Consider the following 24,542-nt stretch of genomic DNA (forward strand, 5'->3'; position numbering starts at 1 on the left):
TTAACCCGCTTTTGCCATTTGCATGAGTGTAACGCGCTGCTGGAGGCGGCGCTGTGCCTGATCGACCACCACGGCGATGATGATGACAAGGCCCTTGATGACCATCTGCCAGAAGGACGATACGCCCATCATGACGAGACCGTCGGAGAGAATGCCGATGACGAATGCGCCGATGATGGTGCCGCCAATGGTGCCGCGCCCGCCCGACATGGAGGTGCCGCCGAGAACTGCCGCCGCAATGGCGTTAAGCTCAAACGAATTACCTGTTGCCGGATGCGACGACATGAGTTCGGACGAGATGATAAGCCCCGCGATCGCGGCGCAGAAGCCTGAAAACATATAGACGAACATCTTTACGCGGTCGACACGGATGCCGGACATGCGCGCAGCGCGTTCATTGCCACCGACTGCGAAAATCTGACGACCAAGAGGCGTATAGCGCGCGATATAGGCTGCGGCCAATGCGACGACGATCAGAATCCAGATCGAGACCGGAAGACCGAGAATGCTGCCTGATCCGAGGAAGGCGAAGCCGGTTGTGCCCAGATCTTCACGGCCCACAAGGTTCGGGAAGGTCTGACCATCGGAAGACAGAAGTGCCAGACCGCGCGCCACATAAAGCGTGCCGAGTGTCGCGATGAAGGGTGCAACATTCAGTTTGGTTATCAATAGCCCGTTTATGAAGCCAACTGCGATGCCGACCGCCAGTGTGATCAGCGAGATTTCGATGATGTTGAAATAGATTGTATAGCCGATGCCAAGATCGATACCGTAGATCAGAAGACCGCCGGCAACCATGCCGCAAAGCCCGACAATTGAGCCGACTGAAAGGTCGATGCCGCCGGTGATGATGACGAAAGTCATGCCCATTGCAAGAAACGCGTTAAGAGCAACGTGCTTTGACATCAGGATCAGGTTGGCGGTCGACAGAAAGTTCGGTGCTGCGAACGAGAAGAAGATGAATACCGCGAAAAGCGCGATGAAGGTTCTCAGTTTCATAAGCGTCAGCAGGGCCGAGCCGCTGTTAAAGGTTGAGTCAGTGGCGGCCGTCGTCGTGTTGGCTGTCATGACGCGCGTTCCCTTGTTTGTTTGCTGTGGTCGTTGTCATGCGTATGTCCGTGGCCCTTGGCCGAAGCGGCAACAATATCGGCTTCCGTTGCTTTATCGCGGTCGAAAATGGCAATCAGCTTCCCATTGCTGAGCACCGCGATGCGATCGGAGAGCGCCATGACTTCTTCCAGATCAGAGGTTGAAAAGAGAATGGAAAGACCTTCGGCGGCAAGCCTGCGCATGGTGCGGAAAACGTCGGCTTTCGCACCCACATCGATGCCGCGCGATGGCTCGTCCATCAGGAGAACTTTTGGATTGGTCATCAGCGCCTTGCCGATGACGACCTTCTGCTGGTTGCCGCCCGACATTGAAGTGACCTCAAATTCCGGGTTCGGCGCCTTGATGGAAAGGTCTTGGATCGCCTGTTGAATGGCCTGTTTTTCACGCTTTGGCGTGATGTGGAAAAAGCGGGCCAGGCGGTCGAGGCTTGCCAGTGTCAGATTACTGGCAATCGACAGGATCTGGACCAGGCCTTCGCGCTGGCGATCTTCCGGGATGAGTGCAAGGCCGCGCCGGATACGACGGGTCGTGTCTCGCTCCTTCACTTCCTCGCCATCGATATAGATTTGGCCCGTAGAATGCCCGTGCTGCCCCATCACACATTCGAAAAACTCGGAACGTCCAGCCCCCATAAGGCCGTAGATTCCAAGAACTTCACCTGCGCGGACGGTTAGCGAGACATCATCGACTGCCAGCCCGCCTGTTGGGCGGGGCAGCGTGATGTTTTCGGCGCGAAACCGTTCCGCACCGATCTTGTGGGTCACGGGCTTGGCAAAATCCTTGGCATCCGAACCGATCATCGAACGAACGATCCATTGCGTATCGATATTTTTGATTTCTTCCTGGCCGGTGATTTTTCCGTCGCGCAGAACGGTGATGTAATCGCCGATCCGCATCAGTTCTTCGAGACGATGCGAAATATAGACGATTGCCACCCCTTGGCTTTTCAATTCAGCAATCACCTTGAACAGAATATCCACTTCGGCTGCGGAAAGTGCCGAAGTCGGCTCGTCCATGATGACGATGCGTGCATCGAGCGAAATGGCCTTGGCGATTTCGACGAGCTGCTGTTGTCCGATGGGCAGATCGGCCACAAGCGTATTTGCGCTGATGCCTGCATCAAGCCGGTCGAGATACTCGCTGGCTTTTGCGACCTGCGCCCTGTGATCAATGCCCCGCAAACCGCGTGTAATCTCGCGTGTGGCAAAGATATTCTCTGCCACAGTCATGTTTGAAAACAGGTTCAACTCCTGAAAGATCATCGCAATGCCGCGCTTCTGCGCGTCGGCGGGGCTGTCGAATGCTACTTCCTCGCCATCGAGAATGATCTTCCCCATGGTCGGGCGCTCAACACCCGCGATGATTTTCATCAGCGTTGACTTGCCAGCACCGTTTTCACCGACAAGCACGTTGACCGAGCCGCGGCGCAATTCAAGATTGGCGCGCTTGACCGCGACAATGCCTGAATAGACCTTGGAAACATCTTCAAGCTTGAGGACGATATCGTGCTTCCGGTTCGATTCCGTCTTCATGACTCATTTCTCCAAAGAGATGGAAACGGGGGTGAGAACCGGAAGCTGACCCTTTGACGGCAAGGGGAAAGCGCCTTGCGCTTTCACCTTCATGCCGACCAGATTTTCGCGCGGCAGTTTGGACAATACGTCGTCATTGATGCGGGTATTGAAAGCCTTGCCGAACTGCGCCCAGTCGATCTGGTTGCGGAATTCGTTGAAGTTCACGAATGAGAGGCTGTCGCGGATTGCAGTGCCGCGAACGGTTGGCCCAATCTGCACGCGTGCATCTGGCTTGCCATCGCCATTGCTGTCGACGTCGACATAGGCGGCGCGGGATTTCGTTTCTGCGGCGACCACGGTGCCTTCAAGCCTGACGACGAAAGTCCAGGGGGCATTGCCTTGCTTTTCGCGATGACCGTATTTCGCTCCGGCGGCGTCCGCGTCTGCATCTGCTGCCTGCATCACTTCATCGAGCGTCGCAGTTTTTTCGGCAAAGAACGGCTTAACCTTTGCGTCCCAGATGTCGGAAACCGAACGATCCGGATTGAAATTATCGCCGCGTGCTTCTGCGGCTTCTTCCGCTGTCGGGGTCTTGATGATTTTGCAGCCCGAAAGCGCGACACCGCAGGCCAGCAGAATAATGGAAGCTGACTTCAGCACTGACATGAATCTATCCTCGATATCAGGAATGTGCCGGGAGCGGTGTACGCCCCCGGCCTCGCAAGCTTAAGGGTTAGTCCTTCAAGGCGAAGGTTTCGAGCTTGTCGGCATTGTCAGGATTGATGAGCACGCAGTCCATCAGCTGCTTTTCCTCAGCTGGTCCCTTGCCGGTCTTGATATATTCGTCAGCCTGGACGACGGCCATCTGTGCCTGGGCATAGGCCGGCTGGAGAACGGTTGCCTTGATGCCGCCCGCCTTGATGGAATCGCGAACATCGTTCGAACCGTCGAAGCCGACCACGATAACGTCCTTGCGGCCTGCAGCTTCAAGTGCTGCCCATGCGCCCATGGCCATGGTATCGTTGCCCGAAATCACACCCTTGATATCCGGATTTGCCTGCAGAATGCTCTGCATCTTGGTGAAAGCCTCGGTCTGGCTCCAGTTGGCTGACTGCTGTGCAACCATCTTCATATCAGGATATTCATCGATGACGTCGTGATAGCCCTTGGAGCGGGTGCCCGCGTTCAGGTCGGATTCACGGCCCAACAGTTCGACATAATTACCGGCTTCGCCCATCAGTTTGACGAATTCTTCCGCACCCAGCTGCGCGCCCTGATAGTTGTTGGATACGATCTGCGAAACCGCAACCCCCGAAGCGTTGATTTCACGGTCGATCAGGAATGAAGGGACCTTGGCATCCTTGGCCTTCTGCACGGCGGCAATCGATGCTTCCGAACCGGCATTGTCGAGAATGATGGCTTTTGCGCCACGACCGATGGCCGTATCGACCAGCTGCGATTGCTTTGTCGGATCGTCGTCATGCTGAAGGATCAGTGTTTCGTAGCCAAGTTCCTTGGCCTTGGCTTCAGCGCCTACTGCTTCAGCTTTATAAAACGGATTGTCATGCGATGGCGTGATGATCGCGATCAGGTCAGCAGCCCATGCCGGCATGACAACGCCGCCTGCCAATGTTGCCGAAACGGCCGCAATCGCAAAACCGCGCGCAATTTTTCTGCGTGTGAATTTCATGTAGACCTCCCAATAAGCCCCATTTCCCAAAAGGGCGGAAAAAGGGGAGAGCGTGCGCCGCCCCCCCAAGTGACGTCACGTAATGCGACGGATGCTTTCTGCGATTTCTTCCGGTTCGAAAACGTTCTTCCAGTCGTCGCGCATCAGCGCCGGAATGCCGAATTCTATTGCCTTGTTGCAGGCATCGGAGAATACGCCCTGGACTTCGCCAAAGATGACGGCGCCGAGAACATTCATATGGCCGAGAAGGAAATCCCGAGCTGCTTCTTCTGGAACGCCGCGACGAATGCTTTCATCCATGGCCTGTTTCATGACGACAAGAAGCGATGCGCAAACGGTTTCCGAAAGGCCCGGCTCGAGGATTGCAAGCTGCTCAACGGTAACGCGGTGCGAGCGCATGACAGGCGCCCAGATGACCTTGGCGATTTCTTCACCGAGCGCATAGGCTTCTTCCGGCCCCTGCATGAGAGCCGAAACGATGTGCTGCTTTGCAAACAGACCGCCGAAGTGGTCCTTCTTGGCCTGCATGTCCGTTTCGTCGTTGAAGATCGGCGGATGGCACGGATGGGTCACGAAATAGGTGAGGTCTGCACGCTCGGGCAGATGACCGGCAAATGGCGCAGCCGCGTCGAGCGCAATAACCATCGTGCCGGGCTTGAGCTTGTCGACGATGCCTGCGGCAACCTTTCCAATGATGGTATCCGGCACGGCCAGGATGACCACTTCAGCGCCTTCGAGTCCAGCATCGGCGTCGACGGTGTCGATGCCAAGATCGTTCTTGAGGCGGGCCTTGCCTGCGTCGCTGACTTCGATGTGGCGTACGTCGAAGCGCGAACCTTTGAGGTTCTTGGCCAGACGGTAACCCATCTTGCCGCCCGCTCCGAACAAAGCGATAGCTGTCATGATTGAAATTTCCTTCCCATGTTTTGGTATCGCAACTGGTATAACCAGTCAATGAGTATTCCAGATTAGACGCGTGTTCCGTCGCGAATCTGGCTGAAGTAATTGTCAGAGCCGACCTGACCGCCCTTGAGAGCAATCTGCAGGCCATTGGTTGCAGCGTGAGTGCTATGTGCAGTGCAAAGCGGCGAGCCCGGAGTTTGTGGAAGCGGCAAAAGCGTGGTGAGCGCGTCAACATGCAATTCGCGCAATGCGTGGCTGGAAGTGTCCCCGCCTGCAATGACTGCGCGGGTAAGCCTTTCGCGCTCGACAAGGCTGCGGAGTATGAATCCGAGGCTACGCGCCAGTTTGTGACGGCTGCCTACGATCCTGTCGATCTCAGTGCCGCGATCAGCAGAAGGACCAAGTGCGGTGTTAAGGATTACGCTGTTGCCCTGTTTGAGCGCCTTCTCGCCTTCAGCAATAGCCGTTTCGATTACCTGATTGCTGTTTTCGCCGACAAGTTCGAGGGGATTGAGATCAATGCCGGTAAAGCCTGATGCTGTCGCATGACGGATCTGGCGTTCCGTCGTGGGCGATACGCTTCCTGAAACGACCGCAATGCGGTCTGCCTTGCCGGGGAGCGGAAACTCTCTTTTTGATCCAATCAGTCCCGCTTTGGTCCATGCGGCCAGAAGCGCGTATTCAACGCCCGACGAGCCAGCGACGAACCAGCCTTCGCGGGCACGCAAGCGCCAGAGCTGTTCGCCTGCTTGCAGCTGACTTTCATGACTATCGACGTCGAACAGCAACATGCCGTCAACATTGTTGGCGATAGCGCTGACGCGATCATCGACGTCCTGCGAGCCAAGGGTTGCAAGGTCTGCGAGTGCGGTTTTAAGCGTTGTCTGTTGAGCCAAATGCAACCGCAGATCCGCCTCATGCATCGGCGTGACCGGATGGCGGCTCATGACCGGGTGGCGGTCGATGCGATAGACCTCGCCCTGATAGGCGGCGAACAGATTGCCGAAAGCCGTGTAACGCTTCAGTTGTGGTGCGCCGACAATCAAGGGCACATAGGCCTGATCGAAGATCGCTTTGGCGATTTCCACGGCCCTGCCGATATTGCCGACATGCGGTGCGGAATCGAAGGTCGAGCAGACCTTGTAATGCGCAATAGCCGCATTGAGGCCTTTCAACCAGTTGAATGCCGGGGTGAGGTGTTTCTCCATCCATTCCGGCGTTTCGCTGCGGCTGGTACCCGCGAGGCCGATAGCCTTGCAATGAGAAAAACGGGCAAGCAGCTCTTCATCCGGAACATTCATGAACAGAACGGTATCGACGCCGTGAGAAGCGAGTGCCTCCATGACATCGGTCGAGCCGGTGAGATCGTCGCCGTAATAGGAGAGCAGCAGTCTGTTGGAAACCTCTGACATTACTCGCCGCCTTTTCCGAATTTTGCGAGCGAGGCTGCAAGTTCTGGGTGATCTGCTGCATATGTTTCGAGCGGGATGCCCGCGACAGCCGCTTCCCAGGCCTGTTGCACGGCACGAACACCAGCTGCCGGGCCGCCCGGATGGCTGACAATGCCGCCGCCGCACAGATAAAGCAGGTCCGTGGTGCGGCCCGTGCGCTCGTAAGTTTCCGGCGCCTGTCCGCCCCACTGGCCGGACCCCGCCACAGGAAGCGGACAATCGGATGGCTCAAACAGCGGTGTGCTGACGGCCTTGAACGAATTGACGAAGCTTTCGTCCGGCTCCCAATATTTCACGCGGATGCCGTTGATCTGGAACTGATCGACGCCGAGCAGACGCCAGAACTGCTGATAAACGCGGAAATCCATACCTGCACCTGGATTGCGGGTCAGGCGGCTGGTACCCGCGAGGCCGATAGCCTTGCAATGAGAAAAACGGGCAAGCAGCTCTTCATCCGGAACATTCATGAACAGAACGGTATCGACGCCGTGAGAAGCGAGTGCCTCCATGACATCGGTCGAGCCGGTGAGATCGTCGCCGTAATAGGAGAGCAGCAGTCTGTTGGAAACCTCTGACATTACTCGCCGCCTTTTCCGAATTTTGCGAGCGAGGCTGCAAGTTCTGGGTGATCTGCTGCATATGTTTCGAGCGGGATGCCCGCGACAGCCGCTTCCCAGGCCTGTTGCACGGCACGAACACCAGCTGCCGGGCCGCCCGGATGGCTGACAATGCCGCCGCCGCACAGATAAAGCAGGTCCGTGGTGCGGCCCGTGCGCTCGTAAGTTTCCGGCGCCTGTCCGCCCCACTGGCCGGACCCCGCCACAGGAAGCGGACAATCGGATGGCTCAAACAGCGGTGTGCTGACGGCCTTGAACGAATTGACGAAGCTTTCGTCCGGCTCCCAATATTTCACGCGGATGCCGTTGATCTGGAACTGATCGACGCCGAGCAGACGCCAGAACTGCTGATAAACGCGGAAATCCATACCTGCACCTGGATTGCGGGTCAGGACGTCCCAGCCGTTGCGATGGGCATGAAGTACGAGACCCGAACGCTTGCGTAGAAAGCTCATGCCGCCAAAGCCGACGGAATTTATGTTGACTACCGCGCAATTGCCGCCTGCTTTCAGCACCATGTCATGGTTGCGCATCATTTCGTCAGGATCGGCATGAGAGATGCCGAAGGCATACATGACCTTCTTGCCGGTTTTCTGCTCGTGATCGAGAATACGCGGCATGATCGCGGCGATGCGCTCTTTGAGCGGCGAATAGGCCGGGCTCATCAGCTTCTCGTCGTCCTTGATGAAATCGACACCAGACTGGATTAACTCGCCGACCAGTTCTGCGGTTTCGTGCGGACGCAGGCCAAGTGCCGGCTTGACGATGGTGCCGATGATCGGACGTTCCGCAACGCCGGTAAGGCGACGGCTTCCGGTGATACCGAATTGAGGGCCGGGATGTGCTGTGTGGAAAGCTTCCGGCAACTTCATGTCCACGACGCGGATGCCGGTCATGCCCTTGATCGAATAAACGCCGCCAACGGCTATCGTCATGAGTGCTGCAAGATCGGTGCCGATAGCATCAAGCGGAAATGCGATATCGACATCCGCGCGCTTGATTGGGCCATGTCCGGGTTCAAGCTCTGGCCATGTGGGGCACGTTGCGTCTTCCAGCGGACGGATTTCCAGCACACGCGCCGCGACGCGCGCCTTGAGTTCTTCCGTTTCACCCGGAACGGCGACAAACGTGCCGGTCGACTGATCGCTCGCAATCTTCGCGGCCATCTGTTCGATGCTGCCGGTGGTCTCAATGCGATAGGTCAGGTGGATGTACATGGCTACTACCGGAACAGGCGATTGGTTCGTTGCCCGCGATACTTCGCTGGCTTTTACAGGTCGACTGGTATAATGAGTATTCCATTATGCGCAAGTGAAAAATTGTGCGGCGCTCGGGCTGCTGTGGGCAAACAGCTTTTCTCCGGACAGTCGAAGATGCATAAGAAGGAAAAGCGCCTGAGGGGTGAGATGTAATGAACCAGCCATTCGAACCTATTGTTCGTCGCAAATTGTCCGACGAAGTTTTTGATCGGCTCGAAAATATGATTACTTCCGGCGAGCTGGAGCCGGGAGACGAGATGCCGTCGGAACGCGTGCTGATGGAACGTTTCGGTGTCGGTCGCCCTGCAATTCGCGAGGCAATGCAGTCGCTCGCCAAAATGGGACTGGTGAGCATTTCACACGGCGAGCGTGCCAAGGTGTTGAAGCTGACTGCAAGATCGATTTTCCAGCAGGTGGATCCAACCGCAAAGATCATGCTTGCGCAGTCAATGGACACGCTGGAAGATTTGAAGAGCGCGCGCATTTTCTTCGAGCGCGGCATCGTCCGCGAGACCGCGCAGAAAATTACCGAGACTGATATCGCTGAACTGCGACAGATCATCGAACGGCAGCGGGAATCGCTCGGTGACGCAGACGCCTTTATCGCAGCCGATATGGAGTTTCATGTCCGGATAGCCAGGATTTCCGGCAATCCCATTCTAGTGGCCGTGAGCGAAGCCATGCTTGCCTGGCTGAAGGAGTATCACACTCATATGCTTATCTGGACCGGCAAAGAGAAATATACGCTCGTGGAACACGAGGAGATATTGGATTGTCTGTCCGTCAAGGATGCAGACCGCGCTGAAGCTGCCATGCTTCGACATCTTGAACGGTCGCGTACACTTTACAAAAAGGAATAGAGCCTTCGCGAAGGATAGGGAGGGGTATTCGCAGCCTCTCAGCTGTCAGATTTTTCGAACCCCGCATAAATATCCGCTCTGGTCTGAGGCACAGCGGAAATACCGCGTTTGCGCTTCGAGGCCAGAGTCTGGTTGATCTGGACGGTTCCTCGCTCAAATGCCAGCGAACATCCCGCAAGATAGAGCAGCCATAGGCGCGCTTTCGGATAACCTATTTCAGCGACGGCCTTATCGAAATTGTTATAGAGGCGTTCGCACCATAACCGACACGTCATGCCATAATGTTCGCGGAGATTTTCGACGTCGTGGACTTCAAACCCGTGCCCTTCGAGGTTTTCTACTGTCATGCCAAGATGGTCGAGTTCCCCACCAGGGAAAATATACTTCACCAGAGCCTTATGCTCTGCGCTTTTACGTTTGAAGGATTTCTTGTCCTTTTTCATGCGCCGGGTGATTGCGTGATGCATGTAAAGCCCGCCGGGGCGCAGAAGTCGATGGACGGCGCTGAAATAGCTGTCGTAATTGGCGATACCAACATGTTCGAACATTCCCACAGATGAAATCTTGTCGAACTGACCGTCAAGCTCTGCATAGGATTTGACGTGGATGGTAATCCTGTCTTCAAGTCCTGCCAGCTTGATCCTTTCTCGCGCCAGCGCCGTTTGGGCTTCCGATAACGAAACGCCGGTGCCGATGACACCAAAATTCTGCACAGCATAAATCAGGAGAGCGCCCCAACCGCACCCGATATCAAGAAGCCGGTCCCCCGGTTTCAATCGCAGTTTTCGGCAGATGAGCTCCAGCTTGTCCTTCTGTGCCTGGTCGATATCATTAGCCCAGTCCGTGAAGTAGCCGCAGGTGTAAACCATTCGCTCATCGAGGAATAAACGGTAAAACTCGTTGGAGACGTCGTAGTGATGCGTGATTGCCTCCTTGTTCGATCCGCTGACGAAAGGCTCCTTGCCGTCAAGAACATCGCGTCTATTGGGTTTACTAGCAAAAAGAAGAGCCGGGAGATCCTTGAGGAGTTGCCATTTTGGCAACTCCTTCAGCCTGTTCTTCACGCTCCCGTCGGTTTTGGCTTTGGCGAGATCGAAGATTGTACCATTGCTGATATCGACCCGACCTGAGGTCCATATCTCGATCAGTGAATCGTAATTCGGTTTGAGAAGGAGCTGCCGAACGATCGTCGGATCGTTGATCACCAGTGACGGACCGTCGAATGCGCCTATGCGCGTACCGTCCCATAACTCCACATTGAACTGTGGCCGCAGCGTTTCAACAACTGTCCGAATGATGCGAACAGATCTGGCTTCAACGGTCATGCCATGCCTCTCTATTGAGGTTTCGGACGGTGATCTTCCCGGGCTGACCCTAACCTAAGGTGCTTAGGATTGCAGTCATAAAATCGTGACGGTTACGACCATGCCCTCAGCGCGAACAGCAGTTGACATGCGGGATTGCCTGCATGTTGCGTTTCGGTCAAAACAGCGGGGTAATTTGCGATTCAGGAAAAAGAAGAGCCGATGGTTAAACGTTCAAAGATAAGCCGATGGCTTACAATATACTTGGTCGCTGTCTGTTTTCTGAATTTCCCGCCCGAATTGCATGCGCAACAAGCCGCAGGTGCAGAGGTCTCAACGGGCACTGAAGAGACATCGCACCATCCCGCACCGGCAACCAACACCTTTGGTCAGACGCAGTTTGTTCTAAGCGACGATCCCATCATCCCTCCGCGCGATTATGCAAAAGGGTTGGAGATACCGAATCCTGGCGAATACGATCCCAATGAGTCCGGCACTATTTTTGATATCGTTTATCGGGGCGTTGTCGATGGCAGGATGCGTTTCGAAATCCGCGGTTACACTGCCAATGATCTGCAAACCCCGGATACGGGGCAAATGTTGGATTTCCCGGCTGACCAACATGCCATCGAAATCAGAAATATCCGGATCGATGTGGATGCTGCTGAACCGGGAAGTCTGACCTATAGGGCTAACAGGCTTTCTGACGGTACCGGTAAGTAGCCGGGATATTGCAGCCGGCACTTGGATGGAGCTGTATCCGCCGAATGGTGCTTTTTGTTCATTCAATGCGGCGTTGTTGAGAAGTGTCTGACACGTTGAACTATGAAACGATATAGGAACGGCAAGTACGAGCTTGTGATTCGAAGAGCCGAAATTGCTCCGCATTGGACCACGTTAAAAGGCAGAGGGCATGGAATTTCCCCGTGACATTGTAGATGCGGCCAGAAATTTGTGGCTCGAAGTCTCAGAGGCCAACGAAAGAATAGCACCTGTTGACGCAATCGCGCTTGCCATCCTCCGGGAAAGGCAGCGATGCGCGACGATTGCGCTCTGCGTGTTTGATGATGAAGAGTGGTCGGACGATTATCGCATGGCAGGCGGGTTGGCTGCGGATGCAATACTCGCAGGAAATGGCCATGTTTCGGATTAGAGCGTTCGCATCGTCGTTGAAACTCATCGCGCACGGAAATGGATCGAAATGGTAATCAAACATTCAGGGATAGGGGTCGTTTGCCTGCTTTCACTGGCAGCGGCGGGGTGCACGACATCGCCGCAGAATTATGCAGCCACCCTCTCATCTCAGGACCCCAAATGGCAGTCGCCGCAGTGCGAAGAAATTCGTGCTGAGGCTGTGAACTATGAGGCGAGAGAAACGAAGGCTTCCGATTTGGCTCCAGGCCTGCTTATCGGTCCCTACGGGCTCGGCATTGCGGCAGCCATAAAAGAGAACGACGAGAAGCGCAGAAAATTGTTCGTTCGTGAGATGCATCTGCGCTGCTCGAGCTTGCCTCTTCCGAAGGAACTTGAAAACACCCAAAGCGAAACGAACCAGTCGAAACGGGCGGATACTTTTCGATAGATCGTTAGGCTCTGCAACCTGTCTCCGACTTAGACACCCTCTTTAACAGTGAGATAAAATGTCCAAATTCGTCCCCGTAATTGCGTTGCATGGCGGCGCTGGAACCATTCTCAAGGCCAATATGACGCCAGAGAAGGAAGCGGCCTATCATGCCGGATTGCGTGAATGCCTGCGGGCTGGACTGGACGTCTTACGTAAGGGCGGCAAAGCTCTCGATGCTGTGACGGCATCTGTAATGGCTCTGGAAGAAAATCCGCTTTTTAACGCCGGGCGAGGAGCTGTTTTCACCGCAGACGAAACGCACGAGATGGATGCAGCCATCATGGATGGCGCTACGCGCGCTTGTGGAGCAATTTCTGGAATTTGCGGCCCGCGCAATCCTGTTCTTGCGGCACGTGCGGTCATGGAAAAGACCGAACACGTATTTTTGGCGGGTGAAGGAGCAAAGCGTTTTTGCGAAGCGGCGGGCCTGGAAATGATGGCTCCCGAATGGTTTTCGACAGAACAACGCCGCAAGGCATTGCATGACGAAATGGAACGTCGTCGCAGCGGCGCAGCCGACGATGGCGATCCAGCCCGCAAGCATGGCACGGTAGGCGCTGTCGCACTGGATAGCTTCGGACATCTGGCTGCTGCTACCTCCACGGGTGGTATGACTGCGAAGACGCCGGGACGCGTTGGCGACAGCCCGGTCATCGGCGCGGGAACCTGGGCGGACGATCAGACGGTTGCGCTTTCCGCCACGGGTCACGGAGAATATTTCATCCGCTGGGCGGTGGGCCATGAAATTGATGCACGGATGCGCTGGGCAGGGCAATCACTCGACGAAGCAGCCGGCACCGTTGTCCGTGAACTTGGTGAAATCGGCGGTTCTGGTGGTCTGGTTGCGGTAGACCGTAAAGGCAATGTCAGTCTGCCGTTCAACAGTCCGGGCATGTATCGCGCATGGTGCGGTACAGATGGTGAGATTCATACCGGCATTTATGGCCTGGATTGAATAGCTCGCTGAGATTGCAGAGCTTGCTGGGGTTTTGCAAGTTCTGTTGTCTTGAAACGGTTGTTTATATCGTAAGGGACTATTCCATACGCCTTAAATCTCTTTCTGAAGATGCTGGCAACGTCAGCTTCAACACACTAACGGATCAGTATTATTCGAGCCCCGGCGGGATAAGCCTATCAACGATATGACCGCGCATGGCAACCTATTCCAAATTGGAATGGCAAGTCTAAAATTGCATTGGCCAAAGCCTAAATTTGCTGCCTATAAATTTCAAACAACAAAATTGACAGTCAAGGGAGGATGCTCCTCAGCTTTTCTTTAAGCTTTTGAAAAAGAGAGAGATTAGCTTCGGGCAACTAAGACTGGCGCGCCTTTCAAACGAGCGCAAAAAAATGGGGAAATAAATGACGGAAGCCAAGTGCGTTCCGGAGGGGAGGAATTACCCTTCTGACGAAAAGGCGCAGCTATTCAATGATATGGCGCCTCAAAGCGGCGCCAGTGATGCGGTAAGTGCTGCGCAACCGACGCAGCAGTTCCGCTTGCCGGTCAGCGATCTGCATGAGCTTTCCGTTTTGGAATATGGTAATCCGAAAGGCATCCCAGCGGTCTTTCTGCACGGCGGTCCTGGTGCAGGCGTGTCAGCCAGGCAGGTAGCCAGTTTTGATCTTGATACCTATCGCGTCATCACCTTTGATCAGCGTGGTGCGGGTCGTTCCACCCCTGCCGCTGAAATTGCTGAAAACACCACACAGCATCTGATCATGGATATGGAAACCCTGCGTGAAAAGCTCGATATCGAGCGCTGGCTCGTGGCGGGGGGGTCCTGGGGATCCTGTCTTGCGCTTGCCTATGGCCTGGCATACCCGCAGCGTTGCCTCGGCTTTCGGCTGCACGGCATATTTCTCGGCGGGCAGGAAGATGTCGATTGGTGGTTCTATGGCTGTCGGGCTATTTTTCCAGACCACTGGCAGAAATTTGCCGAATTCGTGCCGGCAAGCGAACGCAGCGATCTACTTACCGCTTATTATAAGCGGCTAACCTCTGGAAACCCGCTACAAGAACAGGAAGCCGCCAAGAGCCTGCGAGGATTTTCGGCACGTACACAAACTTTCGAACCGAACACGGACCATGTTTCCAAACTTTTGAAGCCGGAAGCGGCTTTGTCTGTATCACGCATTTTTACCCATTATTGCGTCAACCGGGCTTTTCTTCCAGACAATTATCTCCTCGATAACATCGATCGTATCCGACACCTTCCCGCTGAAATTGTGCAGGCGCGCTACGATACTGTCACTCCGATGATGACGGCGTGGAAACTCAAGGAAGCCTGGCCGGAAGCGAATTTCACCATCGTCACGCTTGCCAATCATCAGTCGACAATCGGCCCGATGGCAGATGCACTGACAGCCGCATCAGCCCGGCTGGCGAGACAATTGACCTAAGCCCACACTGCAATGCCTGGAATTGAGGACAGTTCGATGTTCGATACAAGAACCGCCGAGACATCGCTTTCGATGACGCACTACATCGATATCTGCAAGGCAGTAAAGCCAGCCGTCTCGCCGGATGGTGAGCTTCTGGTTTATCTTAGCGATGAAAGCGGCACGGCGCAGGTCTGGGCGCGCCCGCTCGCGGGCGGCAGGCCACGCCAGATTACCAACCTACCAGAACCGGTCGGCAATCTTGCATTCAATCCGAAGAGCCGTGATCTGCTCATAACCACCGACTGGGGTGGTGATGAGCGTCACCAGCTGTGGCTGATCGAAAACGCCGAAGGAGAACCGCGTCTCCTCACCACTGATACGACGGTGGTGCACGCCTGGGGCTGCTGGTCGCCGGATGGAACGCAGATCGCCTATGGCGCCAATTATCGCGACCGTTCGCATATGGACATTTATGTGATGACCGTTGCCACGGGCGAGACCAAATGTGTCTACAAAGGTGCCGGCTGGCGCACGCCCGCCGCCTTTGCGCCCGATGGCAAGTCGCTTCTGGTCAATGATTGCCAGCGTGCCATGACGGATCAGGATTTTTGCCGTCTCGATCTCGAAACAGGCGCTTATGAGAACATCCTGCCACATGAGGGCCGGGCGCGCTATCAGGCTCCGAAATTCTTCAAGGACGGTTCCGGCATTCTCTTGATTGCCGATCAGGAACGTGAGTATCTCTCGGTTATGGTCAAGCCGCACGGTGTGGCAACGCTGACAGAACTTGCCGCTTTCGAAGGGCGAGATGTCGAAGCGCTCGCAATCTCACCTGACCAGAACGCGATAGCACTCGTCGTGAACCGTCAGGGCTGGAACGATGTGGTTCTGATCGGCCGTGACGGAGTCGTACGGAAACAGCTAGAGATGCCGGTTGCAGCGGTCGTCGCTTCGATGGCGTGGGCGCCTGACGGCACGTCGCTGATCATGCCAGTGGAAGGCGCCACGATGTCGGGCGATATCTGGCGCTGCGATGTTGAAAGCGGTGTTTTCACGCGCCTGACGGACGTGCCGAAGGCTAAGGTGAAACTGCCAGCCTTTGTGGAACCCACGGTAACGAGCGTCGCAAGTTTCGATGGTCTGGAAATCCCTTATTTCGTCTACAAGCCGGAACGTGCAGCCGGCCCTGATGGTTATCCGGTGATGATCATCGTACATGGTGGCCCCGAAGCCCAGTGGAAGCCGGACTTCCGGGCTGACATCCAGTATATGCTGGCGCGGGGCATCATGGTCATCGCGCCCAATATTCGCGGCAGCACTGGCTATGGCCGCGCCTATCAGCACCTCGATGACCGTGAGCTGCGTATGGACAGCGTAGCCGATCTCTGGGCGGTGCGCATGGAGATCGGGGCACGCGATGATGTGGACGAGAGCCGTATCGGTGTGTTCGGCCGTTCCTATGGCGGGTTCATGGTCCTATCAGCCATGACGGAATATCCAGATTTGTGGAAGCTGGGCGTCGAATATTACGGGATCGCGAATTTCCTCACCCTGCTGCAGACCACGGGACCTTGGCGCAAGGAATTGCGTGCAATCGAATATGGCGATGCCGAAACCATGCGGGATCAACTGGAGCGGTTCTCACCCATCAATCGGATCGGCAACATCGCCGCGCCATTGATGATCGCGCACGGCCTGGAGGACCCGCGCGTCACGCCATGCGAGAGCGAAATGGTCTATTCGTGCCTCCGCGGTCTCGGCAAACCTGTCGAATATCTGCGCGTTCCGCATGAAGGCCATGGCTTTGCACGCATTGAAAATCGCCGTCGTGTTTTTGGCGCGCTTGCCCGTTTCATCGACGAGAATCTTTAGAAGTAATGTGGGGAGAATACGCCGTGAAGAATGGTGAAGAGATCTGGGATCTTGTGGACGCGAAGAAGGCTGATTTTGAAGCCTTGAGTGATCGAGTCTGGGGCATGCCGGAGATCGCTTATACCGAATATAGGTCCTGTGCCGAGCATACTGAAATGCTGAAGGAACAGGGGTTCCGTATCACCGAGAACGTGGCTGGCATTCCCACCGCCGTGATGGGCGAGGCCGGCGAGGGCGGGCCAGTCATCGCAATCTTGGGGGAATACGATGCTCTTCCTGGCCTCAGCCAGGAAGCCGGTATTGCGGAACCCCGCCCGATCCCTGGCACGGGACATGGCCACGGCTGCGGCCACAATCTTCTGGGGTCCGCTGCCATTTTGGCCGCGACGGCGGTCAAGGACTGGTTGGAACAGACCGGCAAGAAAGGCCGTGTACGCTATTACGGTTGCCCAGCAGAAGAAGGCGGCGCGGCCAAGTCGTTCATGGCGCGCGCCGGCGCTTTCGACGATGTCGACATTGCCATCTGCTGGCATCCGGCTTCGTTCACACAGGTGGATGACGCACAGTCGCTCGCCAATACGCGCATGGATTTCGAATTCACCGGACGAGCCTCCCATGCCGCCGCGGCACCGCATCTGGGGCGTTCGGCTCTGGATGCGGTGGAGTTGATGAGTGTCGGCTGCAATTATCTGCGAGAACACATCCCTTCTGATTGCCGTCTTCACTATGCCTATCTCAATGCGGGCGGTATCGCGCCAAATGTCGTGCAGGCCAAGGCCAAGGTGCGCTATGCCATTCGTGCTACCGACCTGCCGGGCATGTTCGCCCTCAATGAACGGGTGAAGAAGGTTGCCCAAGGCGCTGCGATGATGACGGAGACGACCGTCGACATTTCCATCATGAGCGCTGTCTCGAACCTCCTGGGCAACACGCCGCTCGAAATCGCGATGCATTCGAACATGGAGCGCCTGGGTGGTGTGCCGTTCGATGATGCGGACCGTGCGTTTGCCGCCAAGATTCAGGCAACCTTGTCGAAGGAAGACATAGAAACTGATTATCTACGCGTTGGCCAACCGCTGGCGGAAAATGAACCGCTTTGCGACTACGTCTTGCCGCGCGAGCAGAAAGGTGTGCCGATGATCGGTTCCACTGATCTGGGTGATGTGAGCTGGGTCGTGCCAACCGTTCAGGCGCGCGTGGCAACGCATGCGATCGGTTCGCCCGGTCATTCGTGGCAGATCACCGCTCAAGGCAAAATGCCGGCCGCGCATAAGGGCATGGTCTATGCCGCCAAGGTGATGGCGGGCACGGCGCTAGATGTTCTTCAGAACGAGAAAATCCTGAGCGACGCCAAAGCTGATCACAAGGCCCGCACGGCAAAGACACCCTACACTTGCCCGATCCCACCTGAAGTCAATCCACCACTTCAGCCGCGTCCGGCAGATTAAACGGCTGAATGATTGCACTTGGTGCTGCGCGTCCGCGCGCAGCACATTTGAAAATGCCCAACCATAAAAAGGGGACAACAATGCAAAGACAGAAGACATCCATCCTGCGTTGCACGACAGCACTTGCGCTTGCCACCGGTATGGGCGCTGCGCTGTTCACGGCTGAAGCCGCCTCACCGCCGAATGCGCTTGTCATGGCATGGAACATCGACGCTATCAGCACTTTTGATCCCGCGCAGATCGGCGAGGCCGCTACCAACGAGATCATCCAGAATATCTGTGACCCGATGGTGGATTTTGATCCGGCTGACGAAACCAAGATCGTGCCACAACTCGCCAAGAGCTGGGATGTCTCACAGGACGGCCTGCAGATCACGTTCCACATGCGCGATGATCTGAAGTTCGACAATGGCGACAGGGCGACGGCAGGCGATATGGCATGGTCGCTCCAGCGCGCGGTCAAGCTCGGTTTCGGTAATGCCGCGACGCTGACGGAATACGGTTTCACCAAGGAGAATGTGGACCAGACCATCTCGGCACCGGACGACAATACGGTGGTTTTCAAGCTCGACAAGCCCTATCCGGTCAACCTCATCCTGGCAGCGATTGCAGCCAACCGGGTAGCCAGCCTTCTTAATCAGAAAGTGTTGATGGAAAACCAGGTCGATAATGACATGGGCAACAAATACCTGGCCACTCGGTCGGAATGCGTTGGCCCCTACAAGCTGATGCGATGGAACCCCGCGGAAGTGGTAATACTTCAGGCGACCGATAATTACTGGGGAGAAGCACCGAAGCTCAAGCAGGTATTGATCCGCCATGTTTCGGAAGCGGGAACTCAACGGCTGCTGCTTGAAAAAGGTGACATCGACATTGCTCGTGATCTGACGCCAGAGGACCTGCGCGATCTCGAAACCCAGGACAAGGTGACCGCCTCACGCTCGTTGAAGCCCTCGCTATTCTACTGGAACTTCAACAATGCCGATCCGATCTTTGCCAACGAGAAGGTGCGCCTCGCGATGCGCTATCTCATTGACTACGAAGGTCTCGGCAAGACGGTAATCAACAATGTTGGCGTGCCGCGTGCGAGCTTCGTGCAGCTCGGTGCCTTCGGCGCGCTGGATGAGAAGGAAGGTCAGCCCTTCAAACTTGACGTTGAAAAGGCCCGCGAACTGCTGAAGGAAGCCGGTTACGAGAAGGGCTTCGAAACGACGATGTTTATCAGTACCGCGCCTTATGCAGCTCCGATTGCTCAGAGCATTCAGGACGCAGCCGCCAAGGTGGGTGTAAAAATCAAGATTGAGCGCATGGCCAATGCGCAATTGTTCAGCCGTATCCGGGGCCGCGAGTTCCAAACCTCGCTGATGGGCTGGCAGACCACCGTGCCGGATGCGCATGGCAATGCTTCGCGCCAGATTTTCAATCCCGACAACCGGGCTGAAGCCAAGCAGACCATGTATCCGAGTTGGCGTGCGAGCTATTTCAACGAGGCCGTCAACAAAAAGGTCGACGCAGCCTTGTTCGAGAAGGACGAGGCCAAGCGCAAGCAGATGTATATCGATCTGCAGAGAGAGATGATGGAGAAGGGCCCCCACGCCTTCATCTTCCAAATCTACAATGTTGCGGGCGTCAACAAGGCCATGAAGAATTGGAGCTGGAACGGCTTCCGCGTCTATTACGATCTGGCCGCAAAGTAAGGCGAATGGCGTTACCGGCGACTTCCTGGCAGTCGCCGGGCGTCTACTTCGATTTGATGGATGTCCGTATGGCCGCTTGTGGTTCGCAATGTGATCCCGGCCTGGTGTCCCGTTTCTCTCTTTCGGGAGTTTTCAGATGACGATGCACGAAATCATGGAAGACGTCGAGGAGGCCGACCGCGACAGGGAAGCCGGTCCGGTGCTTCAGTACCTCGCCGCCACAGCGCGCCTGATTGTTTCAGTGGTGATTACGCTTCTGGGACTGATCACGCTGACCTTTTTCATCAGCCGCCTTTTGCCACTCGATCCGGTCATCGCCATGCTGGGGGACAATGTTTCTCAGGAAGCCTATGACACGATGTATCGTAAGCTGGGTCTTGATCAGCCATTGATCGTGCAATACGGCCTATACCTCAAGAATGCGCTGATGTTCGATTTCGGCAATGCGTTGACTTCCGGCCGCCCGGTACTGGAAGATATTGCGCGCGTCTTCCCCGCCACCATCGAACTGGCGACTGTGGCAATCGTCATTGGTACCGCGCTTGGCATTCCGCTTGGTGTCTTCTCAGCCATGTATCGCAATTCGCCGCTTGACCATGCCGTTCGCATGGTCAGTCTGCTCGGCTATTCAACGCCAAACTTCTGGCTCGGCTTGATGGCGCTGCTGATCTTCTACGCCACGCTAGGTTGGATCGGTGGTCCGGGACGGATAGATTTCATCTACGAATACTCCGTCGAGCCGACGACCGGTTTCCTGCTTGTGGATAGTGCAATGCAGGGGCAGTGGGATGCATTTTGGAACGCCGTAAGCCATATCATCATGCCAGCCCTGATACTCGCGTTTGGCTCAATGGCTTACATCAGCCGCATGACGCGCGGCTTCATGATCGAGCAGCTCAATCAGGAATATATCATCACTGCGCGCGTCAAGGGATTGTCCTGGGCGCGCACGGTCTGGGGCCACGCATTTCGAATGTCGCGGTTCAGGTCGTTACAGTCGTGGCGCTGTCTTATGCCTTCCTGCTGGAAGGGGCGGTGCTGACCGAGACCGTGTTCGCATGGCCAGGCTTCGGGCGTTACCTCACCAATGCGCTTCTGGCAGGCGACATGAACGCGGTTGTCGGCTGTACTCTTATTGTCGGCATTCTGTTCGTCGGTATCAACCTGATCAGCGATCTCCTGTATCGCGTTTTCGATCCCCGCACACGATAGGAAATTGCCGATGGACACGCACAACAGCACATCGCCAACTTCCGGTTCCCTGCGGGCCTGGCTGACCGCCTCCGTACCTACTTCTGCCTTTCAGGCCAATATTCAGCAGTTGCGCCGTTCCTGGTTCAAGCTGTTGGCCAACACATCCGCCGTCTTCGGCCTAGCAGTAATCGTGCTTTTGGTGTTGATCGCCATTTTTGCACCTTTGATCGCCACGCACGATATCGGAGCCAACAATCTCGCGAATCGCCTTCAACCACCGTCCTGGGAGCACTTCTTTGGCACGGACGAACTGGGTCGCGATATTTTCAGCCGGCTCGTCTATGGTTCGCGCATCACGCTTTACATCGTGACGCTGACTGCCATCATTGCGGCACCCATAGGTCTCGTCGTCGGCACCACCGCCGGCTATATGGGCGGCTGGGTCGATACGGCACTGATGCGCATAGTCGACATCTTCCTTGCCTTTCCCAGTCTGGTACTGGCGCTAGCCTTCGCTGCGGCACTTGGGCCAGGCATTGAAAATGCGGTTATCGCCATCTCGCTCGCCGCCTGGCCACCGATAGCGCGCCTTGCCCGTGCCGAAACACTGACCATTCGCTCGTCCGATTACGTCGCCGCGATACGTCTGCAGGGGGCTTCTACCATGCGGGTGATCGCTAAGCACGTCGTGCCAATGTGCATTCCCTCGGTGGTGATCCGCATCACACTCAACATGTCTTCGATCATTCTCACAGCCGCTGGTCTTGGCTTTCTCGGCCTTGGTGCGCAGCCGCCAAGCCCTGAATGGGGCGCGATGCTCTCCAGTGGGCGGGAATTCATGATGACCTCGTGGTGGCTTGCCGCCGTTCCCGGCACCGCAATCCTGCTCGCCAGCCTCGCCTTCAACCTTTTCGGTGATGGTTTGCGCGATGTGCTAGACCCCAGAAACGGATAAGATCCATGACAGAACCGTTGCTTGAAGTTGACGATCTTTGGGTGTCTTTTCCGGGTGCTGACCGCAACATCGATGTCGTTCGTGGTATCAGTTTTTCCATTGGTCGCGAAAAGGTTGGCATTGTGGGCGAATCCGGCTCCGGCAAATCGATGACCGGGCGCTCGATTCTCAAACTGACGCCAAAGATGGCCCAAATTCGCGCCAAGAGCCTCCGTTTTGGCGAGATCGACCTGCTGTCGGCTAGCGAACGCCAGATGCGCAGCGTGCGTGGCAACCGCATTTCAATGATCCTCCAGGACCCAAAATATTCACTCAATCCGCTGATCCGTATCGGTGATCAGATTATGGAAGCCTATCGGTTACACCATCGAGCGAAATCGACAGAGGCGCGACAAAAGACGATTGCTATGCTGGAGGCCGTGCACATTCGCGATCCTGAACGTGTCATGCGTCTGTTCCCGCACGAGATCTCCGGCGGTATGGGGCAGCGTGTGATGATCGCGATGATGTTGATCCCCGAACCGGACATGATCATTGCGGACGAGCCGACTTCAGCGCTCGACGTGACGGTGCGGCGCCAGGTTTTGACAGTTCTCGATGAACTGGTAAGCCGTTCAGGTACCGGGCTGATGTTTATCAGCCATGATCTCAATCTGGTGGCGGATTTCTGTGACCGGGTATTGGTCATGTATGCGGGGCGCATCATGGAAGATCTGCCAGCCAAGGAACTGCACAAGGCGCGTCACCCCTATACACAGGCGCTGCTGGCGAGCCTTCCTCGGCTGGACCAGCCGGTCGATATGCTGAAGGTGCCGGAACGGGAGAAGAGCTGGCTAACCGAGCCGACGTTGGTTGGAGGAGTTTCATGACACATGCAGCCAACTCTCCATTCGTGAATGTTTCGAACCTTTCCATCAGTTTTGGCAAAGGACGCAAGCGCGCCACAGTTGTCAGGAAGGCGCAATTTCATATCGAGCGCGGCGAAGCCTATGGGCTGATCGGCGAATCTGGTTGTGGCAAGTCCACAATCCTGCGCGCTCTCGCAGGTCTCATTCCGCACTATCAAGGAGACTTTTTCTTTGACGGACAAAGAATGGGCTGCGAGCGCGATAAAGCGTTTTTCCGTCGTGTTCAGATGGTCTTCCAAGACCCCTATGCCTCACTGCACCCGCGCAAGCAGGTACACAAGGTGCTGGCGGAATCGCTTGCTATTCACGGCATGGATCACAGGGACGAGCGCATTCGTGACGTATTGCAAGCGGTCGGTCTCGGTCCAAGCTTTCTCTATCGCTATCCGCATGAACTGTCTGGCGGTCAACGCCAGCGCGTCGCGATAGCGCGTGCGCTTATCATCGAGCCGGATGTACTGCTTCTCGATGAACCGACATCTGCGCTCGATGTTTCGGTGCAGGCGGAAATTCTCAATCTGCTCAAAGTGCTGCGCCGGGAACGCAATCTCACCTACCTGATGGTTTCGCACGATCTCGCTGTGGTGGCGCATATCTGCCAGCGCGTCGGGGTCATGCATAAGGGTATCATTCTGGAAGAACTGACGGCGGACGATCTTCGTCACTCACGCGCCAAGGCCAAATACACGCAGGAATTTCTGCAGGCTAGCGTGGAAGCTGTCGCACATAATTAAGCTAGGGAAGTACGAATATGAACTATCATTCGGTAGCCAATCCTGGACCGGAATGGGAACGCTTGCAGAATCCTGCTGCAGCGGGTTGGTCGGTGGCTGGACTTCGTGCTGTTGGTTCTTGCGCGGATCAACAGGAAACCGACGCGTTGATGGTCGTTCAAGGTAACAAGATCGTCTACACCTATGGCGACATCACACACAAATATCTCTGCCACTCCATTCGCAAGAGTATCCTTGCCGCACTGATGGGGCAGGATGTGGCCGATGGAACCATCGATCTTAGCCTAACGCTGGAGCAGCTGGGCATTGACGACAATGAAGGCTTGAGCGAAGTCGAGAAGCAGGCAACGGTTTATGATCTCCTGACCGCGCGTTCGGGCATCTATCATCCTGCGGGCTACGAGACGCCCTGGATGCGGATGATCAAGGAAAAGCGCCACTCCCATGCGCCAGGAACCTTCTGGTGTTATAACAACTGGGATTTCAATGCGCTTGGAACTATTTTCGAACAGCTTACGGGCAAGACCGTGCATCAGGCTTTCGATGAACGTATCGCTAAACCGCTCGGGCTTGAGGATTTCAGGTTGGACGGCGAAAAACCGGATGGTTGGCATGATCGATTTACGGAAAGCCAGCATGCCGCTTACCCGTTCCGTCTGTCCACACGTGATCTAGCTCGCTTCGGCCAGCTTTATCTGCGCAATGGTCGCTGGAATGGTGCATTCGTTCTACCTGAAGGCTGGGCGCAGGAGTGTGTGATGCCTTATTCTCATGCCGGTGCCCGCGGGGCCTATGGCTATATGTGGTGGCTGGAGCGTGACGGCGTCTTCTTCCCCGGTGTGGTTACACCGAAAGGCAGCTATGCAGGCTTCGGTGCGGGCGGTCACTTCTGTATCGTATTGCCCGCGCTCGACATGGTGATTGTGCATCGAGTGGATACCGATGTTGCTGGCCGGCAGCTGAACCGGCACAAGTTCGGGCGTCTCCTGAAACTCATTCTTGATGCTTTTCAGGGGTAAC

Annotated in this window: 22 protein-coding genes and 1 pseudogene; 14 read left to right on the forward strand and 9 right to left on the reverse strand. The window is 55.9% G+C overall.

The annotated features are described in order from the left end of the window. The 8 genes from OINT_RS21765 to oiaX form a co-directional block, all read right to left on the reverse strand. Positions 1 to 1,068 (reverse strand): ABC transporter permease, encoded by a 1,068-nt coding sequence (locus OINT_RS21765; protein WP_006470103.1) that lies wholly within the window; start codon positions 1,066 to 1,068, stop codon positions 1 to 3. Further along, positions 1,065 to 2,642 (reverse strand): sugar ABC transporter ATP-binding protein, encoded by a 1,578-nt coding sequence (locus tag OINT_RS21770; protein ID WP_006470104.1) that lies wholly within the window; start codon positions 2,640 to 2,642, stop codon positions 1,065 to 1,067. Before OINT_RS21770 ends, OINT_RS21765 begins: the two co-directional genes overlap by 4 nt. A 3-nt stretch (positions 2,643 to 2,645) precedes the next feature. Next, positions 2,646 to 3,290 carry a DUF2291 family protein gene (locus OINT_RS21775; protein ID WP_006470105.1) on the reverse strand — a complete coding sequence of 215 codons (645 nt, stop codon included), beginning with the start codon at positions 3,288 to 3,290 and terminating at the stop codon, positions 2,646 to 2,648. 67 nt (positions 3,291 to 3,357) lie between these two features. Continuing rightward, positions 3,358 to 4,314, reverse strand: a complete 957-nt coding sequence (locus tag OINT_RS21780) for a D-ribose ABC transporter substrate-binding protein (protein ID WP_006471861.1) — start codon at positions 4,312 to 4,314, stop codon at positions 3,358 to 3,360. Positions 4,315 to 4,389: 75 nt separating this feature from the next. After that, complete coding sequence (locus OINT_RS21785) at positions 4,390 to 5,217, reverse strand: phosphogluconate dehydrogenase C-terminal domain-containing protein (protein ID WP_006470107.1); 828 nt, start codon at positions 5,215 to 5,217, stop codon at positions 4,390 to 4,392. A 65-nt stretch (positions 5,218 to 5,282) separates the two neighbouring features. Further along, positions 5,283 to 6,629 carry a four-carbon acid sugar kinase family protein gene (locus OINT_RS21790; protein WP_006470108.1) on the reverse strand — a complete coding sequence of 449 codons (1,347 nt, stop codon included), beginning with the start codon at positions 6,627 to 6,629 and terminating at the stop codon, positions 5,283 to 5,285. Continuing rightward, on the reverse strand, positions 6,629 to 7,246 hold the full coding sequence (locus OINT_RS21795; protein WP_115168609.1) for a RuBisCO large subunit C-terminal-like domain-containing protein: 618 nt from the start codon (positions 7,244 to 7,246) through the stop codon (positions 6,629 to 6,631). Before OINT_RS21795 ends, OINT_RS21790 begins: the two co-directional genes overlap by 1 nt. Next, positions 7,246 to 8,502, reverse strand: a complete 1,257-nt coding sequence (gene oiaX / locus OINT_RS21800; RefSeq protein ID WP_039853580.1) for a 3-oxo-isoapionate-4-phosphate decarboxylase OiaX — start codon at positions 8,500 to 8,502, stop codon at positions 7,246 to 7,248. The genes OINT_RS21795 and oiaX overlap by 1 nt, the downstream gene beginning before the upstream one ends. Positions 8,503 to 8,696: 194 nt before the next feature. Between oiaX and OINT_RS21805 the strand changes: the two genes are divergently transcribed. After that, positions 8,697 to 9,404, forward strand: coding sequence for a transcriptional regulator NanR (locus OINT_RS21805; protein WP_006470110.1), 708 nt, complete (start codon positions 8,697 to 8,699; stop codon positions 9,402 to 9,404). Between the two features lie 38 nt (positions 9,405 to 9,442). Here the strand turns inward: OINT_RS21805 and OINT_RS21810 are convergent, their stop codons facing one another. Further along, positions 9,443 to 10,729, reverse strand: coding sequence for an SAM-dependent methyltransferase (locus OINT_RS21810; protein ID WP_006470111.1), 1,287 nt, complete (start codon positions 10,727 to 10,729; stop codon positions 9,443 to 9,445). A 201-nt stretch (positions 10,730 to 10,930) separates the two neighbouring features. Between OINT_RS21810 and OINT_RS21815 the strand changes: the two genes are divergently transcribed. The 13 genes and pseudogenes from OINT_RS21815 to OINT_RS21875 all read left to right on the forward strand — a co-directional run bounded on the left by OINT_RS21815 (position 10,931) and on the right by OINT_RS21875 (position 24,541). Next, complete coding sequence (locus OINT_RS21815; RefSeq protein WP_006470112.1) at positions 10,931 to 11,431, forward strand: hypothetical protein; 501 nt, start codon at positions 10,931 to 10,933, stop codon at positions 11,429 to 11,431. A gap of 190 nt (positions 11,432 to 11,621) precedes the next feature. Then, a complete protein-coding gene (locus OINT_RS21820; protein WP_006470113.1) occupies positions 11,622 to 11,861 on the forward strand; it encodes a hypothetical protein in 240 nt (79 codons plus the stop codon). Positions 11,862 to 11,909: 48 nt separating this feature from the next. Further along, positions 11,910 to 12,290 carry a hypothetical protein gene (locus tag OINT_RS21825; RefSeq protein WP_006470114.1) on the forward strand — a complete coding sequence of 127 codons (381 nt, stop codon included), beginning with the start codon at positions 11,910 to 11,912 and terminating at the stop codon, positions 12,288 to 12,290. Positions 12,291 to 12,348: 58 nt separating this feature from the next. Then, complete coding sequence (locus OINT_RS21830) at positions 12,349 to 13,287, forward strand: isoaspartyl peptidase/L-asparaginase family protein (protein ID WP_006470115.1); 939 nt, start codon at positions 12,349 to 12,351, stop codon at positions 13,285 to 13,287. A gap of 407 nt (positions 13,288 to 13,694) precedes the next feature. Next, entirely contained in the window at positions 13,695 to 14,732 is a 1,038-nt protein-coding gene (gene pip / locus OINT_RS21835; protein ID WP_006470116.1) for a prolyl aminopeptidase, read from the forward strand. A gap of 36 nt (positions 14,733 to 14,768) precedes the next feature. Beyond that, positions 14,769 to 16,586: a S9 family peptidase gene (locus OINT_RS21840; RefSeq protein ID WP_006472105.1), complete on the forward strand. Its 1,818-nt coding sequence runs from the start codon at positions 14,769 to 14,771 to the stop codon at positions 16,584 to 16,586. A 23-nt stretch (positions 16,587 to 16,609) separates the two neighbouring features. Beyond that, on the forward strand, positions 16,610 to 18,034 hold the full coding sequence (locus tag OINT_RS21845; protein ID WP_006472104.1) for a M20 family metallopeptidase: 1,425 nt from the start codon (positions 16,610 to 16,612) through the stop codon (positions 18,032 to 18,034). Between the two features lie 80 nt (positions 18,035 to 18,114). Then, positions 18,115 to 19,731, forward strand: coding sequence for an ABC transporter substrate-binding protein (locus OINT_RS21850; protein WP_039853591.1), 1,617 nt, complete (start codon positions 18,115 to 18,117; stop codon positions 19,729 to 19,731). Positions 19,732 to 19,867: 136 nt separating this feature from the next. After that, positions 19,868 to 20,943: pseudogene (locus OINT_RS21855) on the forward strand (ABC transporter permease). Positions 20,944 to 20,953: 10 nt separating this feature from the next. Then, a complete protein-coding gene (gene nikC / locus OINT_RS21860) occupies positions 20,954 to 21,880 on the forward strand; it encodes a nickel transporter permease (protein ID WP_085979588.1) in 927 nt (308 codons plus the stop codon). A gap of 5 nt (positions 21,881 to 21,885) precedes the next feature. Next, positions 21,886 to 22,749 carry an ABC transporter ATP-binding protein gene (locus OINT_RS21865; RefSeq protein ID WP_006470122.1) on the forward strand — a complete coding sequence of 288 codons (864 nt, stop codon included), beginning with the start codon at positions 21,886 to 21,888 and terminating at the stop codon, positions 22,747 to 22,749. After that, positions 22,746 to 23,522, forward strand: a complete 777-nt coding sequence (locus OINT_RS21870) for an ABC transporter ATP-binding protein (protein WP_006470123.1) — start codon at positions 22,746 to 22,748, stop codon at positions 23,520 to 23,522. The genes OINT_RS21865 and OINT_RS21870 overlap by 4 nt, the downstream gene beginning before the upstream one ends. Positions 23,523 to 23,539: 17 nt before the next feature. Further along, positions 23,540 to 24,541, forward strand: a complete 1,002-nt coding sequence (locus tag OINT_RS21875) for a serine hydrolase domain-containing protein (protein ID WP_006470124.1) — start codon at positions 23,540 to 23,542, stop codon at positions 24,539 to 24,541. Position 24,542 lies beyond the last annotated feature (1 nt).

The organism is Brucella intermedia LMG 3301 (assembly GCF_000182645.1).
GTDB classification, from domain to species: Bacteria; Pseudomonadota; Alphaproteobacteria; order Rhizobiales; family Rhizobiaceae; genus Brucella; species Brucella intermedia.